The following is a 14,204-nucleotide window of genomic DNA, read 5'->3' as shown; positions in this document are numbered from 1 at the left end:
GGTCAACGCCTTCCGCCGGGAAACAGGATGTCCGCGAGGCTCGGCATGGGTGGCGGCGGCGGGCCTTCGGTCGCCACCACCTGGGGAATGAGGTGATCTTCGGTGTAGATCAGGCTTTCCGGGCGCGCGCTCGGCCCGTGCAGCGGGTTGACCGGGAACGGCAGGTAGTTGAAGTTCAGCAGCCCGATGACCGGGCCGAGGTAGTCGCGGCACTTGCGCGCCGCCTCGGCGGCCGTCGTCTTCTCCAGGCTGGCGATGGACGAACACACGAATTGCACGGGATCGGAGAAATTGTTCAGGACGAATACGCCCGCTTCGGTCGCGGTGTCCGGGTTGTAGATGTTGTAGAAGTTGGCGATGCTCGTCGGGAAGATGTGCAGCAACTGCTCGACATCGTCCCGGTGATCGACGAGATTCTGGGTCACGTCGGCCAGCCGCCGCACCTGCTCGGAGGCGCCGTCGCGGTTCGCGGCGACGAAGCGCTGGACGTCCGCGACGGCGACGGACAGCTTCGACAGCGCGGCATCGAGGTCGGATCTGCTGTCGTCGAGCACGCTCGACAGGCTGGCCAGCCGGTTCTGGAATTCGACGATCTGCACGTCGCTGTCGCGCAGTGCCGTCACGAAATGTTGCAGTCCGGCGATGATGCCGACGATATCGCCGCTGCCGTCGGCCAGTACCCGGCCGATCCCGGACAGCTGTGCCAGCGTCTGCCGCAACTTCTCGCCGTTGCCCGCCATCGCGTCCGCGGCGCGGTCGATGAACCGGCCGGTCGAACTGCCCGCCACATCCAGGCCGGGCCCGAGTTCGGTGGCGAGCCGGGTGAGTTGGGTTTTGACCTCGTCCCATTCGACCGGGACGGCGGTGCGTTCCAAGGGAATGACCGCGCCATCGGGCAAGGTGGGTCCCTGCGTACGGTAGGCGGGGGTCAATTGGACGTAGCGGGCGCCGACGAGACTCTGGGCGACGATCACCGCCTTGGCGTCGGCGGGAATCGGGACGTCGCGGTCGACCTCGAGCACCATTTCAGTACTGGTGCCGCGTGGTTGGATGGAGCCGATCCGGCCGACCCGGACTCCGGCCACCCGCACGTCGTCACCTTTGTAGATGGCCGTGGCAGAGGCGAATACCGCGCGAATCGTTCTGGGCCCGAATGCCGTTCGGTATCCGAGGTAGGCGCCGGTGACGACCAGCGACACCACCGCCACCGCGCCGACGGCGGCGAGGATTCTCTTCTTCATCGCGGCGCCTCCGGCGTCGGAATGGGGAATTGGCTGGGCGGCTGGATGCCGAAGGCCTGATCGATGGCCGGCTGGATGAGTTGGGCCGGGATCAGGTTCGCGACGTAGGCGTTGTAGAACGGGCCGCCGGACACGGCTTCGCCTTGGGTGAGCGCGACTTTCGCCAGGCCGGGGATCGCCGCGGCGATATTGTCGCGATTCTTCTCCAGCATCGCCACCACCGAATTCAGCCGGTGCAAGGTCGGCGCGAGCTCGGCTTCGTTGTCCGCGACCAGGCCCGAGAGCTGCGTGGCCACCGCGGCGGTGTTGGCCAGCAGGTCGACGATCGCCTGCCTGCGCGCGGCCAGCACGCCGAGCAACGAATTCGCGTTCAGGATCAGCGCGTTCACCTGCTCGCCGCGTTGGGACAGGATCGCGGTGACATCCGCGGTCGTGCGCAGCATGTCGCGCAGCGATCCGTCGCGGCTGTTGATCGACCGGGACAGCCGGGTCACCCCGTCGAACGCCGGGCCCAGCTGCGGCGCGATCCGGTCCAGTGTCGAGGACAGCATGTCCAGCGACCGGTTGAGTGCGTCGGTGTCGATCTGCGAGACGTTGGTGGCCAGATCGCCGACCGCGTCGGTCAGCGAGTAGGGCGAGGAGGTCCGCTCCAGCGGGATGACTCCGGACGGCCGCAGGGTGTGCGCGCCGGCCGGGACGAGGGTCAGCACCCGCTTGCCCAGCAGCGAGCCGGTTTTGATCCGCGCCGCGGTGTCGTCGCCGAGCCGGATGGTCTCGTCGATCGCGAAGGTGACCCAGGCGTCGCCCCCGCGCAGCGATACCTTCGCCACCCGGCCCACGCGCATGCCGGAGACGAGCACGTCGTCGCCCGCGGCGAGCCCGCCCGCCTCGCTGAAGACGGCCTGGTATCGCACGGTGCTCGCCCACTCGATGAACTTCTGGGACTGCAATCCGATCAGGATGACGCAGATCGCGAGCACGACCCCGATCACACCGGGCCGGGCCAGATGGGTTCCGCGGTACTCCAGCATGGCTACCCGCTGCACCTTCCGGTGTCCTGCTCGATCCAGGGCAGCACCGCCACCTGCCCGGAGTCGTCGGTCACCCGGACGGTGACCGCGCAGATGTAGTACTGGACGAAATTGCCGTAGGCGCCGGTGCGCACGAGCTTGCGGAAGTTTCCCGGCGCCCGCTGCAAGGCGTCGTCCAGCAGTTGCTTGTCCTGGTCCACCAAGGGCGCCAGCCGCGCGAGCTGGTCGACGCTGCCCGCCAGCGGCGGCCGAGCGCGGGTGAGCAGGTCGGCGATGGTGGCGGTGCCGTTGTCGAGGGCGTCGATCGCCGACGCGATCGGATCGCGGTCCTGGGACAACTGCGTGACCAACTGCTCCAGCCGGTCGATGGTGCCCGCGAACTGCTCGCCCTCCTTCGACAGCGTCGCCATGACGGTGCCGAGGTGGTCGATCACCTGCCCGATCACCTCGGTGTGCCCGGCCAGCGCGGTGGTGAACGAAGAGGTCCGCGACAGCAGCGAGTCGAGCGTGCCTTCCTTGCCCTGGAAGATCTCCAGCAACGACCAGGTCAGCGCGTTCACCTCGCGCGCGTCCAGGCCTTGGATCACCGGTTTCAAACCACCGAGCAGGAGGTCGAGGTCGAGCGCGGGAGACGTGCGATCGACGGGAATCTCGCTGCCCGCGGCCAGCATTCCGGTGGATCCGGGGGTGTCGGACAATTCGAGATAGCGGTCGCCGACGAGGTTGAGATAACGCACGGCCACCGCGGTGCCGTTGGTCAGCGCGACGCCGCGGTCCGCGCCGAAGGTCACCCTGACCTTGTGGTCGTCGCGCAGGGTCACCCGGCGGACCGTACCCACCTCCACGCCGGCGATCCGGACGGTGTTGCCCGGCCGCAGTCCGGACGAGTCGGTGAACACGGCGGCGTATTCCACCTGCGGCCCGGTCCGGTATCGGCCGAACACGAGCACCAGGAAACCGGACAGCACGAGCATCACCGCCGCGAACACACCGAACTTCAGCAGCGGCGAGTTGCGCGGGCTCATCGGGAACCGCCCTCCCCCGGTTGCCCGGCGAGCGGACCGAACAGCGCCTCCGGGAGATTGCCCACGTTCAGCTCCACGGTCTGATTTCCCTTCTCGAACGGGTTCGCGCCGACGTCGGCGACGACGAACGGCGGTCGCCCCTCGTAGGAAACCGGCAGCACCGAACACTGCGGGCCGCCGGTGGCGGCCACCTTGGGCAGATTCCGCGGATACCGGTACGGTTCGGTGCCGAACAGGAAGTTCGCCGACAGACCGAGCCCGGGCACATCGACTGGCTTGGACCGCGACAGCCAGCCGAATCCGTCGAGCGCGCAGGTCAGCGCCTCGTGGTAGTCCGCGGTGAGGTCGGTGGTCGGCACCAGCGCCGCCAATGTGGTGTCCAGCGCGTCGTGGTTGTCGCCGAGCACCCGGGTCCCGGTGTCGGACAAGCCGATCAGCCCGAGCAGCATGGCGTCGAGATTCTGCTGCTCGGTCACGATCGTCCCGCTGATCGCACCGGCGTTGCGGGCGGTGTCCAGCAAGGGCGCGGTCGCGTCGGCGTAGGCGTTCAACACCGGCGGCGCCATGGCCAGATCCGCGCGCAGAGCGGGCAGCCCCGGCTCCAGCTGGGCGAGGAAGCTCTCCAAGTCGCCGAGCATCACTCCCAGCTTGTCGCCGCGTCCGCCGGTCGCGCCGGCGATCGCGCCGAGCGTCTCGTTGAGCTTCTCCGGTTCGATGCGCCCGAGCACCGTGGTCAACTGCTGGAACACGGTGTCGATCTCCACGGTGACGTGCTCGGCGTCGAGCACCTGCCCGGCTCGCAGCGCCTGCGCCGCAGGGTGTTCCGGTGCAACGAGCTGCACGGATTTCGCACCGAACACCGTGGTCGAGGCGATGTCGACGCGTACGTCGGCTGGAATGAGGTGCAGCTGCCGGGCATCGATCGCCAACCGGATCGACGCGAGCCCGTCGGCGCGTTCCTCGATCGAGGAGACCTTGCCCACCGTGACCCCGCGCATCTTGACGTCGGCGTCCGGATACATCACCAGTCCGGCGCGCGGCGACAGCACGGTCACCGGCACGGTGTCGGCGAACCCGCCGTTGAACATGGTCACGCTCAGGCCGATCACCGCGATCCCCACGGCGATCGAGGCCAGCCCGGCCGCGGGGCGCAGCAGCCCGCGCGACGCTATCGCCAGCGACTTCATCGTCGACACCATCGGCACCTCTCAACCGGACAGATCGAAGTTCCCGTTGGCGCCGTAGACCGCCAGCGAGACCAGCAACGTCACCGAGACGACCCCGATCAGCGACGTGCGGACCGCGTTTCCCACCGCGATGCCGACACCCGACGGTCCCCCACTGGCGAAGTAACCGAAGTAGGTGTGGATCAACAGGATCGTCAACGCCATCAGGATCGCTTGGACGAACGACCACACCAGGTCGATCGGGTTCAGGAAGGTCCCGAAGTAGTGGTCGTACAGCCCGGCGGACTGACCGAGCAGCACGACGGTGGTCAGCCTGCTGGCGATGAACGAGGCGATGACCGCCAGGGCGTACAGCGGGACGATCGCGATCATGCCCGCGACGATCCTGGTGCCGACCAGGTACGGAATAGGTTCGATGGCAAGCGATTCCAGCGCGTCGATCTCCTCGTTGATCCGCATCGCGCCGAGCTGCGCGGTGGCGCCCGCGCCGAAGGTCGCCGCCAGCCCGATGCCCGCCACCACCGGCGCGGAGATGCGCACGTTGATGAACGCCGACAGGAAACCGGTCAGCGCTTCGATGCCGATATTGCCCAGCGAGCTGTAGCCCTGGACGGCGAGGGTGCCGCCGGTGGCCAGGGTCAGGAAGCCGACGATCACCACCGTCCCGCCGAACACCGCCAGCGCCCCGGAGCCCATGCTGATCTCGGCGATCAGCCGGACCGTCTCACGGCGGTAGTGCCAGGCGGCGAACGGCGCGAACACCAGCGCCTTCACATAGAAGACGGCGTGGTCGCCGATCCGGCCCAGCGCCTGGTACGGCCGCCTGATCCGCCGGATCGTCTTGGGATAGCGGGCGATCAGCGTCACGGGCGCCGCTCCTTCACCGCACGCTCATCTGGATGCCGATCGCCGTGACGACCACATTGATGACGAACAGGGACATGAAGGCGTAGACCACGGTCTCGTTGACCGCGTTGCCGACAGCCTTGGCGCCGCCGGTCACGATCAATCCCCGGTAGCAGGCGACGAGCCCGGCCACGACCCCGAACAGCAGGGCTTTGACCGAGGAGATGATCACTTCATCGATCCCGGTCAGCAGGGTGATTCCGGCGGCGAAGGCGCCCGGATTCACGTCTTGGACGTAGACGGAGAACACGTAGCCGCCGATCACGCCGATGATGCACACCAGGTTGTTCAGCAGGAACGCCACCAGGCCGGAGGCGAGCATCCTGGGCGTCACCAGTCGTTGCACCGGGTCGATGCCCAGGACCCGCATCGCCGCGATCTCCTCGCGGATGGTGCGCGAGCCGAGATCCGCGCACATCGCCGTCGCACCGGAACCGGCGACGATCAGCACGGTGACCATCGGACCCACCTGGGTCACCGCGCCGAACGCGGCGCCCGCGCCACTGAGATCCGCCGCGCCCAGCTCGCGCAACAGGATGTTGAGCGTGAAGCTCACCAGCACCGTGAACGGGATCGCCACCAGCAGCGTCGGCACCAGCGATACCCGCACGATGAACCAGGACTGCTCGAGGAACTCCCTGGTCTGGAACGGTCTCCGGAACAAGAACCGCACCGCGTCCGCCGACATGGCGAACAACCCTCCGACGGCCTGCATCGGGCCCGCCGCCGCGCGCCCGATCGTGTCGAGCAGTCGCTGTGGCGGGCGGTCACGCCCCTGCGCCTCGACCTTGGATTGCATTAATCACCCTCTCGGTGGTGGAAAATGCCATTCTCATATATGAACAGCATTACACGCTCGTAATGAGAATTCAATGAAGCCGGGTGGTTCGAAACGAACGGGTGGCCGGTGTCAGTTCCGTGGCACGGCGCTGAATACCGCGTCGGCGATCGTACGGAGCGTGCCGATCGGGTCGTCGCCGAGAGCGGTGAGGCCGATGTGGTTCGCGCCCGCTTCGAGGGAGACCCGGATGCCCGCGGCCACGGTGGCCGGGTCGCCGTGCAGCACGAGAGCGTCGATCAGGCGATCGCTGCCCGGCTCGGTGAGGTCGGCGTCGGTGAAGCCGATGCGGCGCAGATTGGCGGTGTAGTTGGCGACGTGCAAGCCAGGGGCCGCGGCGTGGGCTCGGCCGGTCGTGCGGCCTCGTTCGACATCGCTGTCCAGCACCACCATTTGGCCGGGCAACACCAGCGGGCGAGCGCCGAGGATCTCCCGCGCTCGCCGAATGTATTCGGGCGTCACCAGAACCGGGATCGTCCCGGCGGCGCGGTCGCGCACCAGGCGCAGCATCCTCGGCCCCAATGCCGCCAGCGCCACCCGGTCCGAGGGCACACCGGCGTCGGCCAGCTCGGCGAGGTAAGCCACCATCGCGTCGTAGGGCGACGCGTACTCCGGATCCGTTTCGCGGTGTCCGGCGCCGATCCCGAGGAGCAAACGATCGGGGTGTTCGGGATCTCTCGATTTCGGCCGCTTGCCGCAGGGTCACCTCGCTGTGGCGCAGGTGGGCTCCGAGCGTACCCAGTTCGATGCTCATGACTTCGACTCCAGCACGGGACGGTTGGAGGCAGCCAGACCCGATTACGCTGCGCAGCAATAACATGATGTGATCGCCGCAGGTACCGACGGGAGGCGCAGTGGAATTACGTGCTCTGCGATACTTCGTCGCCGTCGCCGAGGAGCTCCATTTCGGCCGGGCCGCCGAGCGGCTGCGCATCGTGCAACCGGCGGTCAGCCAGCAGATCGCACGACTGGAACGCGAACTGGGGGTCCGGCTGTTCGACAGATCGCCACGCCGCGTCCAGCTCACCGAGGCGGGGCGTCGCGTGCTCGCCGCGGCGCGGGACGCGCTCGCCGCCGCCGACCGAGTTCGCGCTGTCGCCGGTCGGCCCGCCGCGACAGTACGCATCGGCACCACATCAGGACTGACCGCCCGCCTCGAGCGCGGCATCGATGCGCTGCGCGAACACACCCCGGCGTTCGAAGTCGTCCTCGTCGATCTGCCGGTCGTCGAGCGGCTGAACGCGCTGCGGCGCGGCGAACTCGACCTGGCGCTGGCCCGCGGTGTGGTCTCCGCGCCAGGGCTCACCGTCTCACCGACCTGGTCGGAACCGCTGCGCGCGGTGGTGTCCAGAGATCATCCCGCCGCGGCGCGCGGCGTAGCCGCCATCACCGACCTGGCCGGGGACGCCCTGCGCGTCCCGTCCCGGCAGTCCGATCCGCCGCTGCACGACGCGATCGACGCCGCGTTCCGAGAAGCCGGAGTGCGTCCGAAGTTCGGCCGGCCTATCGGAACCACCCAGGACGCTGTAGTCGAGATAGGTTCCGACCCACACAGCTGGGCCTTGCTTCCGGCGGACCAGATCGCCGAAACCGATTCCCTCCGAGTCCGCGTACTGCCGGTCACCCCACCGATAGCGATCACCGGCAGCGTGATCACCCTCGAGCAGCTCTCGGACCACGCCTCCTGCACCGTCGCCTCCGCGGTCGCGGCGTTCGGCGACGCCACGGCGGACGCGGACAACGGGATGTGACGCGGGCGGAATGGGGCCGCGCACGAGGCCGTTCGAGACTGTGGGGAGTCAGGCGACGGGGCTCAGGTCCGCGCCGATCGGGGGGAAGGACGACAGCCCGATGCGGAAGACCTCGGTCGTCCCGACCGGAGTGGCCGGAACCGCCGCGGCGGTCAGCGCCTGGGCCTTGAAGGCTTGCGCGGCGACGCTGAGGCGGTGCAGCACCGGATCGACCCGATGCTCCGGCGGCGACGGCCAGCCCTCACCCCAGACCACCACTTGCACGCCGCCGTCGTCCAACGCCTTCAGCAGACCCCGGCGCGCCCGGCGATCGCATTCGCAGACGTCGGCGGCCACCGCGAGCGCGTGCGGCTGACGCCCCTGCCCGCGCGAGGCGAGCACTTGCTCGAGGTCGAGCACCTCCGCGCCGAGGATGCGCAGCGGCCGCGTGTCCGACGGGTCGGTCACCAGCACCGTGACGTCCCACCCGGCGACCGAGCGGTCGAACAACCATCCGCCCGCGTGCTGGACTACGTCGACGATGCTGGTCGCGACGACGTCGAGGCGGTATCGCTTCGTTCCCCATCCGGCGCGAAGTCGCGCGCCAGTGACCGGGTGTACTCGTGGAACACCTCGGTCAGCGGGATCGAGTGGTCGAGCATCCATGAGATCTCCATTCCATTGATGAAAGCGACGATTTCCACAGCCCGGATGTCAGGGTCGAAATCGGGCCGGTACCGTCCGATCTCCTGGTTGCGACGGATGACGTCGGCGACGATGCCGACGGCCACCTTCCAACGGTCGAGCAGGCGCTCGTGCAGTGGAGCCTCGGGCAGCAGGTTCTCCACCAGCAGAACTACGAAGGTGCCCACCAGTTCCGGTGAACGCTGGATCCGATCGGCGACCTTGCGGATCTCCCCGAAGAGGTCTCCCGTCACGTCGGCTTCCCGCGCGTCGTCCACGTCGCGGGCGTCGAGCACGGCGTGCAGGAGTTGCTCCTTGGACTGGAAATGGTGCAGCAGCCCGGCCGGGCTCACGCCGGCTTCGCGCGCGATCTGAGCCAATGTCGTACTGCGCCAACCGTTTCGGGTGAGCAGCCGCTGAGCCACGGCCAGGATGCGCTGTCGGCGGTCTTCCCCTTTGGCCAGCAGGGAGGCGTAAGGACGAGGAGCGGTCACGAGAATCCCTGTTCGATCAAACCTAGTGAACACACAGTAGGTTGGTTTTGGCGATGTGACAAGGGTCTCATGGCGGCCGTTGCGACCCCTTCGGAGAACGTCGATTCGGTGCGGCGCTCCGGACCACCGGACCGCGGGCGCGAACGCCGCTCAGGTGCGGCGTCACGGCGGCGCGGCCGTCTCACCGATTTCTGATGATAATGCCATTCTCGCAGCTGAACGCCAGTTGTTCAGATATTTTCGAGCTACTTGCGTGAGTCTCACTCTCATAGTGTGATAACGTCATTCCCACGACGGAAACCGCGGCGAGCCGAACAGGTTCGCCGCCGCGCGGGTCGTCGCGAGCCCGGCCCCGAGCCGATGGATCCGTGGTCGCGGCTCACGCCGCCGCCGGAGTCCGCATTCGCCGACCCCGCCGACGCGACAGCGGTTCCGTGACGCGAACAGATCCATGGGAGGGTCAAGATGTCGGTTCCGACCAGCAGTGCCTCGTTGTACCCGCCCGGCGGCTTCGGTCCGCCCAAGGACCGCCGCGGCCACGCCGAGGGCTCGCTGGGCCTGCCGCCGGGCACCGAGGTGTTCTCGGCGGACAACCACATCTCGCTGGCGCACGACATCTTCTACGAGCGGTTCCCGGAATCGCTCAAGGACCGGGCCCCGCGGGTGTGGTACGAGGACGGCGCCTACCAGCTGGGCCGGAAGGGCAGGTCGTTCCTGCCCGGCGACTTCAGCCACGTGCTGATGCAGTACGACCCGCTGGACGGTTCGGGCAGCGGCAATCTGGACGCGCGCATCGCGGATCTGCGCGCCGACGGCATCGCCAAGGAACTCGCGTTCCCGAACGCGCTGCTGGCGTTGCTGTTCTACCCCGACAAGGAGATTCGCGAACTCTGCTTCCGGGTGTACAACGCCTACATCGCGGAGCTGCAAGAGCGGTCCGGCGGCAGCTTCTACGGCGTCGGGCTGATCAATTGGTGGGACGCCGACGGCGCGCGCCGCACCCTCGCGGAACTGAAAACGCTGGGGCTCAGGACGTTCCTGCTGCCACTGTCGGCGGGCAAGGACGACGAAGGAAACGTCATCGACTACGCGAGCACCGCGATGATCCCGGTGTGGGACGCGATCGAGGAGTCCGGCGTACCGGTTTCCCACCACATCGGTGAGTCGCCGCTGTCGAGCCCCTGTGAGATCAACAGCGTCGCCGTCGGCATGATGCACAACGTCGCCCCGTTCCGGGAACTGTTCTCCAAGTACATCTTCAGCGGCATCATCGACCGGCATCCCGGCCTCAGCATCGGCTGGTTCGAGGGCGGGGTGAACTGGGTGCCCTCCGCCATCCAGGACGCCGAGCACATGCTGGCTTCCTTCCAGCACATGCTCGATCGACCGGTAGAACACGACGTGCGCTACTACTGGGACAACCACATGCGCGCGTCGTTCATGGTGGACCCGCTCGGCCTGTCGCTCATCGACCACATCGGCCGCGACCGCGTCATGTGGTCGTCGGATTACCCGCACAACGAGAGCACGTTCGGTTACTCGGAGAAGTCCCTGGAAGCGGTGGTGCAGGCCGTCGGTCCGGAGGACGCTGCCCGGATCGTCAGCGGCAACGTGACGGAATTCCTGGGCCTGTCATGACGTCGTTCCCCGTCGCGGCCACCTCGTCCATCGAGATTCCCGAGGTGCCGGATCGCGCGCGCATGCGGCGCGACACCGCAGCGCGGCTGCGATCCGCCATGGCCGGGCAGGGCGTCGACGCGCTGATCCTGCTGAACAACAGCAACGTCGTGTATTCGACCGGGGCGAACTGGCCGCTCGGCGACGCGGGACTCGCCCACGTCGAACGGCCGGTCGCGGTGGTCGTTGCTGGCGATCCGTGGCCACACCTGTTCCTGCCCTTCCGGGAAGGAACCTCGGCGGAATCGGATCTCCCGGCCGATCACCTGCACGGTCCGGTCTACCTCGAATTCGACGAGGGCGTCGCATCTTTCGCACGCCTGATCGCCGACCTCGTCCCGGCCGGGTCGACCATCGCGGTGGACGAGTGCACCGGCGCCATGCTCCGGGCACGGTCCGCGCTGTTCCCCGGCGGCGCTCCGACGGACGCCGCCACCGTGATCGGCGCCGCGAAACTGGTCAAGACACCCGACGAGATCGCCTGCATCCGCACCGCGTGCCGGATCACCGAGCAGGCGATGGTCGACGTGCAGGCGGCGCTCGCGCCGGGGCGCAGGCAGATCGATCTGTCGGCGAGCTTCGTGCGCCGAGCCTTCGAACTGGGCGCCACCGCCAACATGCTCGACGCCATCTGGCAGGTGATGCCGGAGACCAAGGCCGACGGCGTCTGGACCACACACGGCGATCTGGCTCTCCCCCTGCTGACCACCGAGCGGGAACTGCGCACCGGTGACGTGCTCTGGACCGACGTCAGCATCACCTACGGCGGCTACTGCTCGGACTTCGGCCGCACCTGGACGGTGGGCGTCGAGCCCGACGCACGCCAGCGGCGGCAGTTCGAACGCTGGCGGGAGATCCTCACCGCGGTGCTGGACGTGACCCGCGCAGGGGCCACCGCGGCCGATCTCGCCCGGGCGGCGATCGCCGCCGCGGGCGGCGCCAAGCCCTGGCTGCCGCATTTCTACCTGGGGCACGGAATCGGCGTCAGCGCCGCCGAGATGCCGATGATCGGCACCGATCTCGGCGCCGAGTTCGACGAGAACTTCGTGTTCGAACCCAACATGGTGCTGGTTCTGGAGCCGGTGGTCTGGGAGGACGGCACCGGCGGCTATCGAAGCGAGGAAATCATCGTGATCACCGAGGAGGGCTGGACCGCCCTCACCGACTACCCCTATGCCCCGTATGGCGACTGAGGTACTGCCGGACGCTCGCGCCCTGCGACATGGGCGGCGCGAACGTGCTCTGGCACAGATGGAAGCCCATGATCTGGACGTCCTGGTACTCGGACGCCAGGCCAACGCCCGCTACGTCTCGGGCACACCGCAACTGTGGGTCGCGGGCACCCGCCCGTTCGGGCCGGTGGCGACGGTGGTGCGGCGGACGCGCGCGGTGCATCTGCTGAGCACCTGGGACGAAGGTGTGCCCGAGGACATCCCGCACGAGCACCTGTACGGCATCGCGTGGAATCCGATGAACACCATCGCCGTGTTGCGAGATATCGAAGGAGCGGCCACCGCGCGGCGGGTCGGCACCGACGCGCTGTCGCCCACTTTCGCGAAATTGCTGCCGATCGCCTTCCCCGAGGCCGAGCTGGTCGACGGCGAACTCGCGATGCGCGCGGCACGCCGGATCAAGACCGCCGAGGAAGTGGAAGTGTTGCGCGCGACGCTGGCCATCGCGGAGGAAGGTTTGTCCGCGGCCGTGCGGCGACTGGCGCCGGGCGTCACCGAGCAGGCGTTGATCGGCGTTCTGCTGGAGGCGATGGCAGCCGGCGGCGTCAGCACGCCCGCGTCGCAGGATTCGGCGTGGGTGACCTCCCGGGAACACCCGTGGCGACGAGCGGGCGCGGACCGGCGCGCGCGACCGGGTGACCTGATGGCCTTCTCCTCCGGTGTCCTGGGCGAGGGGTACATCGGCGAGGTGGGTCGTACTTGGCCGGTCGACGGCGAAGGCGACGACGGTGTCCGGAAGCTCTACCGGCGGTGGGATGGTCTGTGGGCCCGGCTGATCGAGGCATGCCGTCCCGGAGCGGCGGGCACGGACCTGCTCGCCGCCTACGAGATCGCGGGCGAACCACTTCCGCCGATGCCCGTCGCGCGGGGACTCGGCATGGGGTTCGATCCGCCGGTGGTGACCTCCCACCTGCGGGCGAGCGCCGAAGCGGAGCGCCTGGAGCCGGGCATGGTCCTGGCCGTCACCGCCTACGTGTGGGAATCGGGGGTCGGGGCGGTGTTCGGACGCGACGCGGTTCTGATCACCGAGGACGGCGCCGAGGTGCTCACCGCCGCCCCGCACTGGGAGCACTAGCGACCGGTGCTCGGCGGACTTCGCCGCAGCACCGATTCACCTGTCCGGCAGCACGTTCCGGACACAATTCATCTTCGGCAAAGGAGCCCGCCCATGTCCGGTCCCGAGCAGCCGTCGGCGGAGGAGATCATCCGCTACGCGAAGGACCCCGAGACCCGGATCGCGACCATCACGTTCGACCGGCCCGATCATCTCAACGCGCCCACCATCGCGGCGCGGTTGCGCTACGCCGACCTGCTGCACCGCGCGAACGTCGACGACGAGGTGAAGGTGCTCGTCGTCCGCGGCGCGGGCGACGACCTCGGCACCGGAGCCGACCTCCCCGAGTTCATGGCGGTGCAGAGCGCGCCCACCCAAGGGCCGCGGTTGAGCGAGTACAAGATCGGCGAGGACGAGGTGCGGTATCCGCCCAAGGAGTCCTTCCGGCACGGCGCCACGATCAGCCAGTGGTACGCCAACGCCCAAGCCGGTTGCCGCAGCCTCCAGGAGTTCAAGAAGATCAGCATCCTGGAGGTGAAGGGTTACTGCTACGGCTGGCATTTCTATCAGGCCGCCGACGCGGATCTGGTGATCTCCTCCGACGACGCTCTTTTCGGCCATCCGTCCTTCCGGTACTACGGCTGGGGGCCGCGCATGTGGACGTGGGCCCAGACCATGGGGCTGCGCCGATTCCAGGAGATGGTCTTCACCGGCCGGGCGTTCACCGCGCGGGAGATGTACGAGTGCAACTTCCTGAACAAAGTCGTCCCGCGAGCGGAGCTCGAGGCCGAGACCGACAAGTACGCGCAGGCCTGTGCCCGCAATCGGCCCACCGACACCGTGTTCATGCAGAAGGTCTTCTTCGAGGTGATGAAGCAGCACCAGGGCGAGTACATGGGCAGCCTGCTGAGCGGGTTCTTCGAGTCGATGGGCGGCCACATCCACGCCGACGACGACGAACTCATGCTGGACAACGCTTTCGAAGGCGGGCTGAACAACTCGGTCAAGGACAACGACGCGCAGTTCCCGCCGGAATTCCGGCTGAGCAAGTCCGGTCGCGAGAAGAGGGACTAGTCCGCCGCCCACCAGCGCGGCGGTGGTCGGC

At 68.1% G+C, this 14,204-nt stretch carries 14 protein-coding genes; 5 read left to right on the top strand and 9 right to left on the bottom strand.

Annotated elements, in window-relative coordinates; genetic code table 11:
- Positions 1-2 precede the first annotated feature (2 nt).
- The 7 genes from ACWESM_RS20805 to ACWESM_RS20775 form a co-directional block, all read right to left on the bottom strand.
- Complete coding sequence (locus ACWESM_RS20805; RefSeq protein ID WP_452493213.1) at positions 3-1,241, bottom strand: MCE family protein; 1,239 nt, start codon at positions 1,239-1,241, stop codon at positions 3-5.
- Positions 1,238-2,272, bottom strand: a complete 1,035-nt coding sequence (locus ACWESM_RS20800) for an MCE family protein (RefSeq protein ID WP_452493212.1) — start codon at positions 2,270-2,272, stop codon at positions 1,238-1,240. Before ACWESM_RS20800 ends, ACWESM_RS20805 begins: the two co-directional genes overlap by 4 nt.
- A gap of 2 nt (positions 2,273-2,274) precedes the next feature.
- Positions 2,275-3,297, bottom strand: coding sequence for an MCE family protein (locus ACWESM_RS20795; protein ID WP_452493210.1), 1,023 nt, complete (start codon positions 3,295-3,297; stop codon positions 2,275-2,277).
- Positions 3,294-4,484: an MCE family protein gene (locus tag ACWESM_RS20790; RefSeq protein WP_452493208.1), complete on the bottom strand. Its 1,191-nt coding sequence runs from the start codon at positions 4,482-4,484 to the stop codon at positions 3,294-3,296. Before ACWESM_RS20790 ends, ACWESM_RS20795 begins: the two co-directional genes overlap by 4 nt.
- Before the next feature lie 21 nt (positions 4,485-4,505).
- The gene (locus ACWESM_RS20785; protein WP_452493397.1) at positions 4,506-5,345 is read right to left on the bottom strand and encodes an MlaE family ABC transporter permease; all 840 of its coding nucleotides are present in this window, start codon (positions 5,343-5,345) and stop codon (positions 4,506-4,508) included.
- 19 nt (positions 5,346-5,364) lie between these two features.
- The gene (locus ACWESM_RS20780) at positions 5,365-6,105 is read right to left on the bottom strand and encodes an MlaE family ABC transporter permease (protein ID WP_452493395.1); all 741 of its coding nucleotides are present in this window, start codon (positions 6,103-6,105) and stop codon (positions 5,365-5,367) included.
- 195 nt (positions 6,106-6,300) lie between these two features.
- Positions 6,301-6,882 carry a hypothetical protein gene (locus tag ACWESM_RS20775; RefSeq protein ID WP_452493206.1) on the bottom strand — a complete coding sequence of 194 codons (582 nt, stop codon included), beginning with the start codon at positions 6,880-6,882 and terminating at the stop codon, positions 6,301-6,303.
- A gap of 200 nt (positions 6,883-7,082) precedes the next feature.
- On the opposite strand from ACWESM_RS20775, the gene ACWESM_RS20770 reads away from it, so the two are divergent.
- A complete protein-coding gene (locus tag ACWESM_RS20770; RefSeq protein ID WP_452493205.1) occupies positions 7,083-7,979 on the top strand; it encodes a LysR family transcriptional regulator in 897 nt (298 codons plus the stop codon).
- Between the two features lie 48 nt (positions 7,980-8,027).
- Here the strand turns inward: ACWESM_RS20770 and ACWESM_RS20765 are convergent, their stop codons facing one another.
- Both ACWESM_RS20765 and ACWESM_RS20760 read right to left on the bottom strand, forming a co-directional pair.
- Positions 8,028-8,501 (bottom strand): hypothetical protein, encoded by a 474-nt coding sequence (locus ACWESM_RS20765; RefSeq protein ID WP_452493393.1) that lies wholly within the window; start codon positions 8,499-8,501, stop codon positions 8,028-8,030.
- Entirely contained in the window at positions 8,489-9,136 is a 648-nt protein-coding gene (locus ACWESM_RS20760; RefSeq protein WP_452493203.1) for a TetR/AcrR family transcriptional regulator, read from the bottom strand. Before ACWESM_RS20760 ends, ACWESM_RS20765 begins: the two co-directional genes overlap by 13 nt.
- 465 nt (positions 9,137-9,601) lie before the next feature.
- On the opposite strand from ACWESM_RS20760, the gene ACWESM_RS20755 reads away from it, so the two are divergent.
- From ACWESM_RS20755 to ACWESM_RS20740, 4 genes are all read left to right on the top strand, one after another.
- Positions 9,602-10,774, top strand: a complete 1,173-nt coding sequence (locus ACWESM_RS20755) for an amidohydrolase family protein (protein ID WP_452493201.1) — start codon at positions 9,602-9,604, stop codon at positions 10,772-10,774.
- Complete coding sequence (locus tag ACWESM_RS20750) at positions 10,771-12,006, top strand: M24 family metallopeptidase (protein ID WP_452493199.1); 1,236 nt, start codon at positions 10,771-10,773, stop codon at positions 12,004-12,006. The genes ACWESM_RS20755 and ACWESM_RS20750 overlap by 4 nt, the downstream gene beginning before the upstream one ends.
- Positions 11,996-13,120, top strand: a complete 1,125-nt coding sequence (locus ACWESM_RS20745) for a M24 family metallopeptidase (RefSeq protein WP_452493197.1) — start codon at positions 11,996-11,998, stop codon at positions 13,118-13,120. The genes ACWESM_RS20750 and ACWESM_RS20745 overlap by 11 nt, the downstream gene beginning before the upstream one ends.
- Positions 13,121-13,213: 93 nt before the next feature.
- On the top strand, positions 13,214-14,173 hold the full coding sequence (locus ACWESM_RS20740) for an enoyl-CoA hydratase/isomerase family protein (RefSeq protein WP_452493196.1): 960 nt from the start codon (positions 13,214-13,216) through the stop codon (positions 14,171-14,173).
- Positions 14,174-14,204 lie beyond the last annotated feature (31 nt).

Source organism: Nocardia sp. NPDC003999 (assembly GCF_053604885.1).
The sequence above is the reverse complement of the archived record's forward strand: the minus strand, read 5'-3'. Positions and strand labels throughout refer to the sequence as shown.